A 16,396-nucleotide genomic window follows, 5' to 3' on the forward strand; every position below is an offset into this window, starting at 1 on the left:
CATAGGTTGAGCGATCCCATTCGCACACGACTTGACGACGGAGTGCTCGAAGTCGTCATCGACCGGCCGAAGGCGAATGCCATCGACCTTGCGACCAGCCGTGCCCTGGGCTTGATCTTCCAAGATTTCCGCGACGATCCGGCGCTGCGCGTCGCCATCGTTACAGGCGCCGGCGAGAAGTTTTTCTGTGCCGGATGGGATCTCAAGGCGGCGGCATCAGGCGATGCGGTCGACGGAGATTACGGTGTGGGCGGCTTCGGCGGGCTGCAGGAACTGCGCGACCTCAACAAGCCGGTCATTTGTGCGGTGAACGGTATCTGTTGCGGCGGTGGACTGGAGATCGCGCTGTCGACCGACCTGATCATCGCCGCCGAGCATGCGAGTTTCGCCCTGCCGGAAATCCGCTCGGGCACGGTTGCCGATGCGGCCTCGATCAAGCTGCCGAAACGCATACCCTATCACATCGCCATGGACATGCTTTTGACGGGACGCTGGCTCGACGTTCAGGAGGCGCATCGCTGGGGTTTCGTCAACGAGATCCTATCGGCCGATCGGCTGATGGAAAGAGCCTGGGAGCTTGCCCGGCTGCTCGCGAGCGGTCCGACGCTCGTTTATGCGGCCATCAAGGAAATCGTCCGCGAGGCGGAGGGTTCGACGTTCCAGACTGCCATGAACAAGATCACCAAGCGGCAGTTTGCGACGGTCGACAGGCTCTATTCGAGCGAGGACCAATTGGAAGGCGCACGGGCTTTCGCCGAGAAGCGAAGCCCTATTTGGAAAGGAAAATAACCAGGCGGCAGCAACCGCACTGTTTTCCCGCATGATGCGGGCACCGGAGGGGGAGAGGAAACCGCCTGCGGACCAGCCCGGAAGTTCTGTCAACGCACCATAAAGAAGGAACTGGGGAATGAACGACTACACCAAATATCTCGCAAGCCGTGTCACCGCCGGCGGGCTCAGCCGCCGCGAATTCATGGGACGCGCCATGGCGGCCGGCATCACACTTGCCGTCGCCGACAAGCTCTTCACCGAAAGTGCCGAAGCCGCCGAACCGAAGCGCGGCGGCCACCTGAAGCTCGGCCTTGAAGGCGGTGCAGCCACCGATTCGAAGGACCCGGCGAAGTTCCTGTCGCAGGTCATGTTCTGCATCGGCCGCTGCTGGGGCGACATGCTGGTCGAATCCGATCCGCTGACGGGTGCCGCCGTGCCCTCACTCGCCGAATCCTGGGAGCCCTCGAAGGATGCTGTCACCTGGACCTTCAAGATCCGCAAGGGCGTCAAGTTCCACGATGGCAAGGAACTGACGATCGACGACGTCGTTGCGACGCTGAAACGTCACACCGATGCGAAGTCGGAATCCGGCGCGCTCGGTGTTCTCGGCTCGATCAAGGAGATCAAGGCCGACGGCGGCAATCTCGTGCTGACGCTCAGCGAAGGCAATGCCGACATGCCGCTGCTGCTGTCCGACTACCATCTGGTCATCCAGCCGAACGGCGGCGCCGACGATCCTCTCGCCTCGATCGGCACCGGCCCCTATAAGATGACGAGCTTCGAGCCCGGCGTCCGCGCCACCTTCGAAAAGAACAAGGACGACTGGCGCACCGACCGCGGTTATGTCGATTCGATCGAGATCATCGGCATGAATGATGCCACCGCCCGCATCGCGGCCCTGTCGTCCGGCCAGGTGCACTACATCAACCGCGTCGACCCGAAGACCGTCAATCTGCTGAAGCGCGCCCCGAACGTCGAGATTCTCTCGACCGCCGGCCGCGGCCACTACGTCTTCATCATGCATTGCGACAAGGCGCCGTTCGACAACAACGACCTGCGCCTCGCCCTCAAATACGCCATGGACCGCGAGACCATGGTGGAGAAGATCCTCGGCGGTTACGGCAAGGTCGGCAACGACTTCCCGATCAACAGCACCTATGCGCTGTTTCCCGAGGGCATCGAGCAGCGCGTTTACGATCCCGACAAGGCCGCGTTCCACTACAAGAAGTCGGGCCATAGCGGTTCGGTGCTTCTGCGCACCTCCGAGGTCGCCTTCCCTGGCGGTGTCGATGCAGCCGTCCTCTACCAGGAGAGCTGCAAGAAGGCTGGCATCGAGATTGAGGTCAAGCGCGAACCGGGCGACGGCTACTGGACCAATGTCTGGAACGTCCAACCCTTCTCGACCTCCTACTGGGGTGGCCGTCCGACCCAGGACCAGATGTATTCCACCGCCTATCTCTCGACGGCGGACTGGAACGACACCAAGTTCAAGCGTCCTGACTTCGACAAGCTGCTGCTGGAGGCCCGCTCCGAACTTGATGAAGCCAAGCGCAAGGACATGTATCGCACCATGGCGATGACGGTGCGTGACGAAGGTGGGGTAATCCTGCCGATGTTTAACGATTTCGTGAACGCCTCCACCAAGCAGGTGAAGGGTTATGTCCATGACATCGGCAACGACATGTCGAACGGTTACGTCGCGACCCGCGTCTGGCTGGACGCCTGAGGGCATGGGGGCGTTTGCCCCTCCGATCTCCAACGAAGCCTGGACCGTGGGATGAAAACCCGCGGTCCTCCCGACGTTTTAGCGCGAGGTCCTCGCCATGACCAATCCTGCCCCAAGCAATATCTTGCCCGGCCTCGGGTTTCGGCAGCGTTTTCCGCTGCTTGCCCTTATCCTTGAGCGCTTCTTGCTCAGCATCGTCCTGCTCTTTGCCGTCTCCATCGTGATCTTCGGCGGTCTGGAAGCCCTGCCCGGCGATTTTGCGACCACCTATCTCGGCCAGTCGGCGACACCGCAGGCCGTTGCCAATATTCGAGAGGACCTCGGGCTGAACCGCCCGATCATCACGCGTTACGTCGAATGGCTCGGCAACGCCGTCCAGGGTGACTTCGGCACCTCCTGGGCCAGCAAGAATTCGGTGAGCGAACAGATCGGCAAGCGCCTTGGCAATTCGCTCTTCCTGGCGGGTTTCGCGGCCGTGATATCAGTACCGCTCGCCGTCGGGCTCGGCATGCTGTCGGTGCATTTCCGCAACCGTCTGCCGGATAAGATCATCAACGTCATCTCACTTGCGGCGATATCGCTGCCGGAATTCTTTGTCGGCTACCTGCTGATCCTGTTCTTCGCGGTCAAGTTCGGCGTGGCCACCTTTCCGGCGACGGTCTATGACAGCATGGGTTTCGTCGAGCGGTTGAAGGCAATCGCGCTGCCGACGGCGACCCTCGTGCTCGTCGTACTCGCGCATATGATGCGCATGACGCGGGCCGCAATCCTCTCCGTCATGTCGTCGGCCTATATGGAGACCGCAGAGCTGAAGGGACTCAGTGCCTTCCGCTCGATCGTCAAGCATGCCGCCCCCAATGCGCTTGCGCCGATCATCAACGTCATCGCATTGACACTTGCCTATCTCGTGGTCGGCGTCGTCGTTGTCGAAGTGGTCTTCGTCTATCCCGGCATGGGGCAGTACATGGTCGATGCGGTCACCGTGCGCGACATGCCTGTCGTGCAGGCCTGCGGCCTGATCTTCGCGGCTGTCTACATCTTCCTCAATATGACGGCCGATATTCTCGCGATTATCGCCAATCCCAGGCTGAGGCATCCGCGATGAGATTAAGAGATATTCCCATCACCGCCTGGATCGGCATGGCCGGTATCGTCATCGCCTTCATCTTCGCAATCTTCGCACCATGGATCGCTCCTTATGGCGAGACGCAGGTCGTCGGCGACGTCTGGCAGATGCCGGATGATCAATATATCTTCGGTCTCGACAATCTCGGCCGCGACATCTTCTCGCGGCTGATCTACGGCGCACGCACGACGCTGGTGGTCGCGTCCGCCGCCACCGTCATCTCCTTCTCGCTCGGCATCATCCTGAGCTTCACCGCCGCCGTCTCGCGCGGCGTGGTCGACACTGTCCTCTCACGCTTCAACGATTTGATGATGTCGATCCCGACGCTGATCTTCGCACTGGTGGTATTGGCGGTGCTGCCGCAAAACATCGTCGTGCTGATCCTTGTCATGGCGATCCTCGATTCCACCCGCGTCTATCGTCTCGGCCGTGCCGTGGCGCTTGATGTCGCGGTGATGGAGTTCGTCGAGGCTGCGACGCTGCGCGGCGAAGGCAAGCTCTGGATCATCTTCCGCGAAATCCTGCCGAACACGCTGTCGCCGCTGCTTGCCGAATTCGGCCTGCGCTTCGCCTTCTCGATCCTGTTCCTCTCGACGCTTTCCTTCCTCGGCCTCGGCATTCAGCCGCCCGCGGCCGATTGGGGGGGCATGGTCAAGGACAACAAGGACGGCATCATCTTCGGTATCTCGGCAGCGCTGGTGCCGGGTACCGCGATCGCGACACTTGCCGTCTGCGTCAACCTCGTCGTCGACTGGCTCCTGAAACGCACATCCAGCCTCAAGGGAGGGCGCGGCGATGCCTGAGCTTCTTTCCGTTCGCAATCTGAAGATCGAAGCAACCAGCTATCCGCCGGGTGAATCGCCGAAGCGAGTGACGATCGTCGACGGCGTTTCCTTCGACCTGCAAAAGGGCAAGGTCCTCGGCCTGATCGGGGAATCGGGCGCCGGCAAGTCGACGATCGGCCTGTCGGCACTTGCCTATGGCCGGGGCGGCGCCGAAATCACCGGCGGCGAGGTGCGGCTCGACGGCACCGATCTCCTGGCGCTTGGCAAGAACGGCATCCGGAAAATTCGCGGCGCACGGGTCTGCTATGTCGCGCAGTCGGCGGCGGCCGCCTTCAATCCGGCGCACAGGCTCGGCGATCAAGTGATCGAAGCGTCGGTCAAGCATGGCTTGATGAGCAAGGAGGAGGCGCGCAAACGGGCGCTTTATCTGTTCGGGGTTCTCGGCCTGCCCAATCCCGAAACCTTCGGCGAGCGCTTTCCCCACCAGGTCTCCGGCGGCCAGCTGCAGCGGGCGATGACCGCGATGGCGCTCTGCTCCAATCCCGAACTCATCGTCTTCGACGAGCCGACGACGGCGCTCGACGTCACCACGCAGATCGACGTGCTGGCGGCGATCAAGCATGCCATCGAGGAAACGCACACCGCCGCTCTCTACATCACTCATGACCTGGCCGTCGTCGCCCAGATTTCGGACGACATCATGGTCCTGCGTTATGGTAAGCAGGTAGAATATGGCAGTGTCCAGCAGATCATCGAGGCGCCGCGGGAGGATTATACCCGCGCTCTCGTCAATGTCAGGCAGGCCTATCGCGAGGAAGCGGCCGACCAGTCTGCAGCACTTCTCAGTGTGGAAAATATCAGTGCCGAATATTCCAACGGTTTCAGAGTGCTGCATGATATCACGCTGCACGTGCCGAAGGGGCAGACGCTCGCGGTCGTCGGCGAATCCGGTTCCGGAAAATCCACCTTGGCACGCGTCATCACCGGCATGTTGCCGCCGAGCAGCGGGCGTATCGTCTTTGATGGCAAGCCGCTGATGCCGGATCTCAAGAGCCGGCCGAACGACGACCTGAGGCGCATCCAGTTGATTTACCAGATGGCCGATACGGCGATGAACCCGCGCCAGACGGTCCGCGACATCATCGGCCGCCCGCTGACCTTCTATTATGGCCTGAGAGGTGCTGAGAAGACCGCCCGGGTGAAGGAACTGCTCGATCAGATCGAGATGGGTAAGGGCTTCGTCGATCGCTACCCGGCCGAACTATCCGGCGGCCAGAAGCAACGCGTGGCGATCGCGAGAGCGCTTGCTGCCAAGCCCGAGCTCATCCTCTGCGACGAGCCGACCTCGGCGCTCGATCCACTGGTGGCGGAAGGTATCCTCAAACTGCTGCTGCGCCTGCAAGAAGAAGAGCAGCTGTCCTACGTCTTCATTACCCACGACATCGCAATCGTCCGGGCAATCGCCGACAGCGTGGCGGTGATGCATCGCGGCAAGTTGGTGCGGTTCGGTCCGAAATCGACGGCGCTGTCGCCGCCCTTTGACGATTACACCGATCTGCTGTTGAAATCCGTGCCGGAAATGGAAATCGGCTGGCTGGAACGGGTGCTTGCCACGCGTCGCATGGAGAGCGCCGGTAACTGACCTGACGAGGCAGACCCCTCGTCTCATGCAATGTGCGTCAAGGAATGAGCATGACCTCGCGCGGCTTCATCACCATCGAGAATGAATGGATTACGCTGAAGGATGGGACGCGGCTTGCCGCGCGCATCTGGATGCCGGATGGCGCGAGCGAAGATCCCGTTCCCGCCGTTTTCGAATTCCTGCCCTATCGCAAGCGGGACGGAACCAGTCTCCGGGACGAGTCGACCTATCCGGTATTCGCGGCATCAGGCATTGCCGGCGTGCGTGTCGATATCCGCGGATCCGGAGAATCCGACGGGGTCATCGACGGCGAATATACCGAAAGCGAGCTTGCCAATGCCTGCGAGTTGATCGCCTGGATTGCCGCGCAGCCATGGTCGAATGGCGCGGTCGGCATGATGGGCATCTCCTGGGGCGGCTTCAACAGCCTGCAGGTCGCAGCATTGCGCCCGCCGGCGCTGAAGGCGGTCATCTCGATCGCCTCGACCGTCGACCGCTACAATGACGACATCCACTACAAGAACGGCTGCCATCTCTCCGCCCAGCTCTCATGGGCGGCGACGATGCTCGGCTACCAGTCGCGGCCGCCCGACCCTTCACTCGTCGGCGAACGCTGGAAGGAAATGTGGCTGGAACGCCTGGCAGGCGAACCCTTCTTCATGGAGGAGTGGCTGGCCCACCAGCGGCGCGACGATTTCTGGCGTCACGGATCGATCTCGGAGGATTTTTCGAGCGTGGAAATCCCGACGCTGGTCATCGCCGGCTGGGCTGACGGCTACCGCAATACTCCTCTGATGGCGGTCGAAGGACTGGGCGACAAGGCGAAGGCGCTGATCGGCCCCTGGGTCCACAAATATCCGCATTTCGCCTGGCCGAAGCCGCGCACCGATTTTCATGGCGAGGCAATTGCCTGGTGGAACAGATGGCTGCGGGGCGAGGACAATGGGATCGACAAGCTGCCGCAGGTCCGCGCCTATATTCTCGATGCCATCCGCCCTGCCCCGCGACGCGACAGCGATCCGGGTTTCTGGGTCGCCAAGGACGTCTGGTCGCCGCCGCGGATGCAGTGCTTCTATGTCGAGCAGTTCGGCAAGCTGACGGAAGGCATGCCGATTCCGCACGCGCCCGAACATCCCGTCTATCTCCGCTCTCCGCTCGACACCGGGACCGCATCGGGTGAATATTTCACGCTGAAACCCGATGCGGAAATGGCGATCGATCAACGCTCGGACGATGCCGGCTCGCTGGTCTTCGATACGATGCCGCTTGCGAGGGATCACGACTATCTCGGCCGGCCGGTGCTCACGCTTGCGCTGCGGTCTCGGGCGGCGGGCGGAAATCTCTGCGCCCGGCTCGTCGATGTCCATCCCGATGGCACGGCAACGCGTGTCGCCTTCGGCGTTATCAATCTTACCCACCGCGACGGCAATGCCGATCCCAAGCCGCTGACACCGGGCGAGACGGTGCCGATCCGGCTCGTGCTCGATGCCTGCGGTTATCGCTTCCGCAAGGGCCATCGCATCCGCCTTTCGTTGTCCACCGCATATTGGCCGATGATCCTGCCGCCGCCTGATGACGACGGCATCGACATCGATATCGCCGCACTCGGCCTGGGGCTGCCGATGCTCGGCGAGCACCGGCGGATCGAAATCAAGGAGCCGGCCAATCCCGATCCCTTGCCGAAATACATCGAGCATGCGGGCGCCGTAACGAAGCGGCAGGTCGCCCGCGATCTCTCAGCCGCCCGAACGGACTATCACATCCACGAGGATACCGGGCTCACCGAACACCCTGAGACAGGTCTCTCGACCCGGCAATTGCGCGAAGAAGTCTGGTCGATTTCACCCGATAATCCCCAGTCGATGACCGGGACCTCGACCTGGACCTGCGACATGCGCCGCCCCGGCTGGTTCGTGCGGACTGTCGCGACCGCGCGTATTGCCTGCACCGGCACCGATTGGGTCATCAGCGCTGTCGTCACCGCCTTCGAGGATGACGTGCAGATCTTCGAAAAGGTCTTTGCGGAAAAGCGGATTGCGCGCGACCTGATGTGACCATCAGGCCGCAGCAAAACGCCTTATGGCCTCGCAGACGGCGCGGAAGCCGTCGCGGGCGCCTTCGCTCATGTGGCGAGCGCGCAGCCAGGCATGCACCATCTGCGGCTCCTCCCTGAACCAGACTTCGACGCCCTCCGCGGTGAGCCGGGCGGCATATTGCCGGCCGTCGTCCCGGAGCGGATCGAAATGCGCGACCGTGATGAAGGCCGGCGGCAGCCCGGCAAGCGAAGCTGCCTGCAGCGGCTCGGCGATCTCATTGCCTGCCGGCGCCTGCAGGATTTCGCGATAATAGGCGACATCCGCCGTCGTCAGGCCGCCCGGCGCCGCGGCCATTTCGACGTAAGAGCCTGCGGCAAGGTCACCGCCAAGCGCCGGATAGATCAGAACTTGGCCGACGACTCCGGACAGGCCCTCGTCGCGCGCGCGCAATGCAAGGCCCGCCGCCAGATTGGCCCCGGCGCTGTCGCCGATCAGCACGACCTTGCTGTTGGCGGAAAGCAGATGTTTCGACACGGTAAAGCCGTCATCCGTCTGGGCCGGCCAGCGATATTCAGGGGCCAGCCGGTAATCGACCGAAACAAGTTCCGCGCCGGCAAAATCGGCGATCTCGGCGCAGATGGCATGATGGCTCTCGAGCGAACCGACAACAAAGCCGCCGCCATGAAGATAGAGCAGAATGGTGCGTGTGCTGATTTTCCGTGGACGGTAGCGGCGGATCGGTATGCGCTGGAGCATGCCGTCCGCAAAGATCATCTCCGGGGGCAGCGGGCGGTCGAAACGCGCGCAGAGAGCGTCGTACCAATGTCGCTGCTGTTCGATCGATGCTTGAACGGCGTCTGGCGGATAGAAGGAATCGCAAATCGCCAGAAACTGCAGGATGCCCCTTTCGGTGGGGACAGGCGGTTGAACGGACATGGAGGTCCTTTCGCGATTTGGGACATGACAGATCATGTCCCTGGCCGACTCTGTCCTCATCATGCGCCTCTGTGACGCGGACGATCTGTCTGGCCGCGACCCATGGATGTCGCGGCTTTCAAAATTCGCAATAATTTTTTCATCGCCGACCCAAGGAAAGTCATCCGAGAAACGTCTCAATCTCGAAATAGCATCTTGCTGGATAGCATGGGGTAGGTGCGGAATTGGACGCAGAGCTCATAGAACGAGCGCAGGGCGGCGACCGGGAGGCCTTCGGGCAACTGGTCTCGCGCCATTATGAATTCGTCCATGCAACGGCGTGGCGGTGGTCGGGCAGTTCCACCGACGCCGACGACATCGCCCAGGAGGTCTGCGTCAAGCTCGGCGCGGCGATCCGCAGCTTTCGCGGCGCCAGCCGCTTCAGGACATGGCTCTATACACTGACGCTGAACGCTGCCCGCGACCATAGACGCAAGCTTGCACGAGAGGAGCAGACATTCCGCGCTTACGCCGCCGAACCGCAGCAGGATGCGCCTGATGGAAATGACGACGAGCTATCGAGCGAATTATGGGCCGCCGTGCGCGCCTTGCCGGAAAGACAATGCGACGCCGTGCTGCTCGTTTACGGCGAAGGTCTCAGCCATTCGGGTGCTGCCGATGTCATGGGCTGCTCGGAAGCGACTGTGTCCTGGCAGGTTCATGAGGCGCGCAAGAGGCTGAAGGCCGTGCTCGGCAAGGAAGAGGTATGACCGTGGACAAGGAACTCGAAAAGCTCTCCCGCCTGACACCGCCGGCCGCGACGCCGGAGGCGCGCGCGCGTGCGCTTGCTGCCGCGATGCAGGCCTTCGACACCGCAGAAAATGATGCGCCGGCTGCCCAAGGAAATGCGAAAGGCTGGCGTCAAAGCTCCATCATCAACTGGATATGGAGCCCTGCCATGAACAAGAAATTCCTCGCCGGTTCAGCCCTTGCGACACTGCTCGTCATCCCCGCCGCCGGTTATCTCGCGATCGAACTGACCCGCAACGGATTGCCGATCACCGACCAGACCGAGATCGCCGGCAACCTTTCGAAGAATAATGCGCCGAAACCGATCGGCGAAGCGGCGCGCCAGTCTGCGAAACCCATTACGGTTGTGCCTCAGCTTCGGCCGGCACCCCCCGAAACGAGCGGACTTGCCGAACAACCCGCTGCTGACAGCGCGCCAGCTTTGCGGGACAAGGAACAGCAAGCCGCCGCGAAATCGGCTGCGTCGCAGCTCCCTGATTTCAGCGCCGACGAGATATCCACTCTCCTGAATAAATCGGAAGGTTCTGCCGCTGCACTCGGAGGGGCCAAACGCTCCGTGCCTGCCGCTCCCGGCATCGTTCCCCAGCAGCAGTTGGCCGAACCGATGGCCGCCGTTGCTCCCTCGCCTGTGCCGCCTGCGGAGGGGCGTGTGCAGATTCAGCTCGATCCCAACCGCGAGCGGTTTGCCAATGCTGCGGCCAATCCGATCAAGAGCGTCGCGACGGATCCGGTCTCGACCTTCGCCGCCGATGTCGACAGCGCGTCCTATGCCTTCGTCCGCCGGTCATTGACGGGCGGGGCGATGCCCGATCCGCAATCGGTTCGGGTCGAGGAGATGATCAATTATTTCCCCTATGACTGGCCAGGCCCTGACAATGCCGACCAGGCGTTCAAGGCGACGGTGACTGTCATGCCGACCCCGTGGAACCACGACACGGAATTGATGCATGTGGCGATCAAGGGCTATGACATCGCGCCGGCGACCACGCCGCACGCCAATCTGATCTTCCTGATCGACGTGTCGGGCTCGATGGACGAGCCGGACAAGCTGCCGCTGCTGAAGAGCGCCTTCCGGCTGCTGGTCAACAGGCTGAAACCCGACGATACCGTCTCGATCGTCACCTATGCCGGCAATGCCGGCACGGTGCTCCAGCCGACACGCGTGGCGGAGAAATCGAAGATCCTGTCGGCGATCGACAGGCTGGAGCCCGGAGGTTCGACCGGCGGCGCAGAAGGCATCGAGGCGGCCTATGACCTTGCCAAACAGGCCTTTGTCAAGGACGGCGTCAACCGGGTGATGCTGGCGACCGATGGCGACTTCAATGTCGGCCCGTCGAGCGATGAGGATTTGAAGCGCATCATCGAGGAAAGACGCAAGGACGGTATCTTCCTCACTGTTCTCGGTTTCGGGCGGGGCAATCTCAACGATTCTCTGATGCAGACGCTGGCGCAGAACGGCAACGGCAGCGCCGCCTATATCGACACCTTGGCCGAGGCGCAAAAGACGCTGGTCGAAGAGGCCGGATCGACGCTGTTTCCGATCGCGAGCGACGTCAAGTTCCAGGTCGAGTTCAACCCGGAACGGATCGCCGAGTACCGCTTGATCGGCTACGAGACCAGGGCGCTGAACCGCGAGGATTTCAACAATGACCGCGTCGATGCCGGCGATATCGGCTCCGGCCACAGCGTCACGGCGATTTACGAGATTACGCCCAAGGGAAGCCCCGCGGTGATGAATGACGACCTGCGTTATGGCGCCGCCGATCAGGTGCCGCCCAAGACCTCCGACAGCGCCTATCAAGGCGAGCTTGCCTTCGTCAAGATGCGCTACAAGCGGCCGGGCGAGGACAAAAGCGCCCTCATCACCACGCCTGTCAACGATGGCAACGCGGTCGCCACCGTCGATGCCGCGCCGCAGGATGTCCGCTTCTCGGTGGCCGTCGCTGCCTTTGGTCAGAAACTCAGCCATGTCGCGGCTGTCGACACCTATTCCTACCAGGCGATTGCCGATCTCGCCGCGGCATCGCGAGGCACTGACGCCTTCGGCTACAGGTCGGATTTTCTTGGCCTCGTTCGGCTGGCGGACGGCCTCAGTCAACGATGAGACAAGAGGCACAAAACTGACCAAACAAGAGGCCGTCCCAAAAGGACGGCCTCTTGTTTGGTGATCATCCCGGTCTCGCCCCGTTGGCGGTGAGATAAACAGCGTAGAGAGACGTGCTCGCGGTGATGAAGAGACGGTTTAATTTCTCTCCGCCGAAAGTGACGTTGGAGACGCCCTCGGGAATATGGATCTTGCCGATCAAAGTGCCATCCGGATCATAGGCGTGCACACCATCGCCGGCGCTCGTCCATATCTGGCCTTTCCGATCGACGCGAAAACCATCGAACAGGCCTGAGGTACATTCTGCGAAAACGCCGAGATCGCTCAACCTTCCCTCATTCGAGACCGCGAGCTTTCTGATATGACGCGGACCGCCGGGCAGGTGCGTTGCCCCGGTATCGGCAACATAGAGCACCGTCTCATCCGGGGAAAAGGCCAGTCCGTTCGGCTTGACGAAATCGGAGGTCACCTGATCGGTTGTGCCTGTTGCCGGATCATGCCGGTATACATGGCATCCGCCGATTTCCGCGTCGCCATAATCGCCCTCGTAGTCATGGAGGATGCCGTAGCTCGGGTCGGTGAACCAGATGGTCCCATCGGACTTGACGGTGACGTCGTTTGGGGAATTGAGCCGTTTGCCTGCAATTCGATCGGCCAGAACGGTGATCCTGCCGTCGAATTCCGTGCGCGTTACACGGCGCGTCAGATGCTCGCAGGTGACGAGCCGGCCCTGATTGTCGACAGTGTTGCCATTCGAGTTGTTGCTGGGCGAGCGGAATACCGATGTGTGCCCGCTGGTATCGTCATAACGCATCATGCGGTCGTTGGGGATATCCGAGAAAACCAGATACCGCCCGGCGGCAAACCAGGCCGGCCCCTCCAGCCAGCGCCCGCCCGTCCAAAGACGCTCGACGCGAGCGTGACCGACGAAGCAGCTTTCAAAGCGAGGGTCGAGAACCTCAAGCCCCGTCCCGTCAATTTGCCCGAACAAGATGCTCCTCCACTTCACAAAAATTGTTATCGATATCATCTTGCCGCGTTTTAACGACTTCGTACAGATGCCGATCTGCCAGCCTCTGCGAAAATTCCCAGGTAATCGTGGTTTCTCGACATTGGAATGGTGTATTCTTGTAATAATATAAATTGTAGGATGATAGCGATAACTTTATCGTGTCTTGAATTATCCAATCAGGAAGCCTTGTGAAAGCGGAGACCAGTGAAAAACGAGGATGAGCCGAAAGACAAACGTCTCAAGCCGGGAGATGCTCAAAAGCTGACGATGGCGGAGGTCGCCAAATATGTCGGCGTTTCCGCCATGACCGTTTCGCGTGCCTTTCGCCAGGATGCGAGCGTTTCCGAGGAGACTCGGAAGCGCATCATGGAGGCCGTCGACGCACTCGGCTATGTGCTCGACCTGTCTGCCGGCAGTCTTTCGTCAAGGCGAAGCGGCTTCATCGCCGCCCTGGTGCCCTCGATCAACAATTCGAATTTTTCCGACACTGCGCGGGGCATGACTGATGCACTTGAAAAGACCGGGCTTCAGCTCCTCCTCGGCTATACCGACTATTCGACGGAGAAAGAAGAAGAACTGATCGAGGCGATGCTGCGCCGCCGCCCGGAAGGCATCATCCTGACCGGTGGTTCGCACACGCCGCGCGCACGGCGCATGCTCGCGCAAGCCGACATTCCTGTTGTCGAGACGTGGGAGCTTCCGGAGGATCCGATCAATCAGGTTGTCGGTTTTTCCAACAGCGAGGCGATGGCCCTGCTGGTGCGGACACTTGCCAGTCAGGGATATCGGAAGTTCGGCTATATCGGCGGAACGACGGCGCGCGATACGCGCGGCAGCCAGCGGCGCACCGGTTTCCAGAAGACTGTCGAAGAACTGGGCCTCGGACCAGGACGGATGATTTCCTTCGGCGTGCCGCCCATCACCATGGAACAGGGCGGCCAGGCGATCGTCAGCCTGCTGGAGCGCTGGCCGGACACGGAAGTGGTTCTTTGCGTCTCCGATCTTTCCGCCTTCGGCGCCATCATGGAATGCACGCGCCGGGGAATGAAGGTTCCAAGGGACATCGCCATTGCCGGTTTCGGCGATTATGAGATCTCGTCCATCTGTCATCCACGCATTACCACCATCAATGTGGACTGTTATGGCATCGGCCGCCAGGCGGCCGCCCGCCTTCTGGATGCCCTCCATACCGGCGAGGCGACCGGCGATGAGATCACATTAACAGGCTACAAGGTTGTCTTGCGCGAAAGCACGGATCGCAACGGCGCGCCGACCGCTTAAGTACTGCAGCGCCGCGCGTCTTTTTCATATGCGCGGCGCTTTAACACTTTGAATTGTTGTACAATTTTATCCTTAAGCCAATTCCGATTTAAGGGATTATGCAGGAGATCAAAAAGCGATCTGGACTTTCATGGACTTGCTGCGATCGCCTGCCAATTCGAAGGCGGCGACGGCCTCTTCGATCCCAAAGACACCCGTCAGCAGCGGCTTCAGATCGACGCGACGCGCGTTGATCAGTTCGACGGCGAGCGCAAATTCCTCGTGAAAACGGAATGTCCCACGCATCTCGATTTCCTTCGCAACGATCATGTTCTGCGGAATGGAAACATCGCCGCCGAGGCCGAGCTGCACGAGAACGGCGCGCGGCTTAAGCGTCTCCAGGCCGGCGCGTACCGCCCGCTCATTGCCCGACGCTTCGAACATGACGTCGAAATATCCCTTGTCGGCGCTGTAAGCTGCAAGGTCGGAAGCATGCATGGCAACATTGATCGTTCGGTCGGCGCCGCTGGTGCGGGCAATGGCCAGGACGCTGTCGGTTACGTCGGTCGCGACGATCTCACGGGCGCCGAGAACGCGCGCCGCAACGATCGCCAACATCCCAATGGGGCCGCAGCCGGTGACCAGCACCCGTTTGCCCAGCAGCGACCCGGCGCGGTTTGCCGCATGCAGCGTCACCGCAAAGGGTTCGGCAAAGGCTGCCTCATGGATGGAAATGCCGTCTGTAACCTTGTGGCACTGCCAACGCTCCGCCACCAGCCGCTGGCGAAAACCGCCCTGAATATGCGGCATCGGCATGGCGCTGCCGTAAAACCGCATGTTGAGGCAGTGGTTTTGCTGTCCTTTCAGGCAATATTGGCAATGGTTGCACGGCCGGCTCGGGGAAACCGCAACCCGGTCTCCGACGGCAAGATCGGCGACGCCGGAGCCCAGCGCCTTGACCGTGCCGGCGATCTCATGGCCGAGGATCATCGGCTCGCGCAGGCGAACGGTGCCGAAACCGCCATGATTGTAATAATGCAAGTCTGAACCGCAGATGCCGCCGGCTTCGATGGCAATCTCCACCTGCCCGGCGCCCGCAACCTCCGGCTCGCGCTCTTCGATCCTGAGATCCTTGGCGGCATGAATGACGATGGCTTTCATATCGGGACCCTCACACGACGGGAGTTGGAAGCGGGCTACCTGCAAAATGTGCAGCGAGATTGTCTCTGACCAGTTGGCCCATGGCCTTGCGGGTCTCGACAGTGCCAGAGCCGTGATGGGGCTGCAACACGACGTTTTGGAGGGTCAGGAAACGTGCATCGATCTTGGGTTCGTTCAGGAAGACATCAAGGCCGGCCGCCTGGATGGTGCGGTCTCGAAGGGCTGCGATCAGCGCCTCTTCGTCGACGGTCGTCCCGCGCGACACGTTGATCAAGATGCCGTTCGGACCGAGCGCTTCAAGCACCTCCGCATTGATGATCTTTATGGTCGCCTCCCCGCCGGGGACGATGACGATCAGAAAATCGGCCCAAGCGGCAAGCGCGACCAGATCGGGCTCGTAGGTGTAGGCAACATCCTGGTGATCATGGCGGGCGAAATAGGAGATGTCGCAGCCGAATGCGGCCGCCCTTCTGCCGATTGCCTTGCCGATCCGCCCCATGCCGGCGATCCCCACCTTCTTGCCCGAGACGCGCGTCACCAGCGGCATGGCGGCATTGCCCCACTGGCCGGAGCGGACGAAAACATCGGCTTGAGGGACCTGCCTCGCCGTGGCAAGCAGCAGTCCAATGGCGATATCGGCGACATCTTCGGTGAGCACGTCAGGGGTATTCGTCACGCGAATGCTGTTGGCGCGGGCATAGGATAGGTCAATGGCGTCGGTGCCGACGCCATAACAGGAGACGATTTCCAGATTCGGCAATTGCGCCATCAACTCTGCGGACGCTCCGAGTTCGCCGCGGGTGGCTATGGCGCGGATATCCTTGCCGACCCTGGAAATCAGCTCCTGCCGGTCTGCCGCTTCCCAGAGGCGATGGACGCGGTAGGTCGCCTCCAAATCCACCATGTCCCATTCCGGATAAGCTCCGGCCATCAAGATTTCTACCTCAGGCATTCCGTTTCCATCCCGCATTTTGACAGTTGATTATGTTATCGATAACATATAATTCGGAAAAGGGATGTCAAGCGAGTTTCACCGTCAGCGGCAGTT

13 protein-coding genes are annotated in these 16,396 nt (G+C 61.2%); 9 read left to right on the plus strand and 4 right to left on the minus strand.

From position 1 onward, the window contains the following. The first annotated feature begins 6 nt into the window (after window positions 1-6). From RWJ89_RS21100 to RWJ89_RS21125, 6 genes are all read left to right on the plus strand, one after another. Window positions 7-789 (plus strand): carnitinyl-CoA dehydratase, encoded by a 783-nt coding sequence (locus RWJ89_RS21100; RefSeq protein WP_131664821.1) that lies wholly within the window; start codon window positions 7-9, stop codon window positions 787-789. Between the two features lie 118 nt (window positions 790-907). Then, window positions 908-2,497 (plus strand): ABC transporter substrate-binding protein, encoded by a 1,590-nt coding sequence (locus tag RWJ89_RS21105; RefSeq protein ID WP_168282292.1) that lies wholly within the window; start codon window positions 908-910, stop codon window positions 2,495-2,497. Between the two features lie 97 nt (window positions 2,498-2,594). Beyond that, the gene (locus tag RWJ89_RS21110) at window positions 2,595-3,602 is read left to right on the plus strand and encodes an ABC transporter permease (protein ID WP_017958186.1); all 1,008 of its coding nucleotides are present in this window, start codon (window positions 2,595-2,597) and stop codon (window positions 3,600-3,602) included. Next, window positions 3,599-4,426, plus strand: a complete 828-nt coding sequence (locus RWJ89_RS21115; RefSeq protein ID WP_020047866.1) for an ABC transporter permease — start codon at window positions 3,599-3,601, stop codon at window positions 4,424-4,426. The genes RWJ89_RS21110 and RWJ89_RS21115 overlap by 4 nt, the downstream gene beginning before the upstream one ends. Continuing rightward, window positions 4,419-6,050, plus strand: coding sequence for an ABC transporter ATP-binding protein (locus RWJ89_RS21120; RefSeq protein WP_222062184.1), 1,632 nt, complete (start codon window positions 4,419-4,421; stop codon window positions 6,048-6,050). Before RWJ89_RS21115 ends, RWJ89_RS21120 begins: the two co-directional genes overlap by 8 nt. Window positions 6,051-6,100: 50 nt before the next feature. Beyond that, complete coding sequence (locus RWJ89_RS21125; RefSeq protein ID WP_132612687.1) at window positions 6,101-8,104, plus strand: CocE/NonD family hydrolase; 2,004 nt, start codon at window positions 6,101-6,103, stop codon at window positions 8,102-8,104. Between the two features lie 3 nt (window positions 8,105-8,107). Here the strand turns inward: RWJ89_RS21125 and RWJ89_RS21130 are convergent, their stop codons facing one another. Beyond that, window positions 8,108-9,022: an alpha/beta hydrolase gene (locus RWJ89_RS21130; protein ID WP_316031386.1), complete on the minus strand. Its 915-nt coding sequence runs from the start codon at window positions 9,020-9,022 to the stop codon at window positions 8,108-8,110. A gap of 224 nt (window positions 9,023-9,246) precedes the next feature. On the opposite strand from RWJ89_RS21130, the gene RWJ89_RS21135 reads away from it, so the two are divergent. Together RWJ89_RS21135 and RWJ89_RS21140 are read left to right on the plus strand one after the other, a co-directional pair. Then, on the plus strand, window positions 9,247-9,771 hold the full coding sequence (locus tag RWJ89_RS21135) for an RNA polymerase sigma factor (RefSeq protein ID WP_132612683.1): 525 nt from the start codon (window positions 9,247-9,249) through the stop codon (window positions 9,769-9,771). Further along, window positions 9,768-11,915, plus strand: coding sequence for a vWA domain-containing protein (locus RWJ89_RS21140; RefSeq protein ID WP_316031387.1), 2,148 nt, complete (start codon window positions 9,768-9,770; stop codon window positions 11,913-11,915). The genes RWJ89_RS21135 and RWJ89_RS21140 overlap by 4 nt, the downstream gene beginning before the upstream one ends. 64 nt (window positions 11,916-11,979) lie before the next feature. Here RWJ89_RS21140 and RWJ89_RS21145 read toward each other — a convergent pair whose 3' ends face one another. Beyond that, window positions 11,980-12,906, minus strand: coding sequence for an SMP-30/gluconolactonase/LRE family protein (locus tag RWJ89_RS21145; protein WP_316031388.1), 927 nt, complete (start codon window positions 12,904-12,906; stop codon window positions 11,980-11,982). Between the two features lie 225 nt (window positions 12,907-13,131). Between RWJ89_RS21145 and RWJ89_RS21150 the strand changes: the two genes are divergently transcribed. Beyond that, window positions 13,132-14,208: a LacI family DNA-binding transcriptional regulator gene (locus RWJ89_RS21150; protein ID WP_131641928.1), complete on the plus strand. Its 1,077-nt coding sequence runs from the start codon at window positions 13,132-13,134 to the stop codon at window positions 14,206-14,208. Window positions 14,209-14,316: 108 nt separating this feature from the next. Here the strand turns inward: RWJ89_RS21150 and RWJ89_RS21155 are convergent, their stop codons facing one another. After that, entirely contained in the window at window positions 14,317-15,348 is a 1,032-nt protein-coding gene (locus tag RWJ89_RS21155) for an L-idonate 5-dehydrogenase (protein WP_221999812.1), read from the minus strand. A 10-nt stretch (window positions 15,349-15,358) separates the two neighbouring features. Continuing rightward, on the minus strand, window positions 15,359-16,300 hold the full coding sequence (locus RWJ89_RS21160; protein WP_221999813.1) for a 2-hydroxyacid dehydrogenase: 942 nt from the start codon (window positions 16,298-16,300) through the stop codon (window positions 15,359-15,361). Window positions 16,301-16,396: the final 96 nt, after the last annotated feature.

Origin of the sequence: Rhizobium sp. 10PS4, assembly GCF_032464805.1 — a bacterium.
In the GTDB taxonomy this organism is placed as follows: domain Bacteria; phylum Pseudomonadota; class Alphaproteobacteria; order Rhizobiales; family Rhizobiaceae; genus Rhizobium; species Rhizobium laguerreae.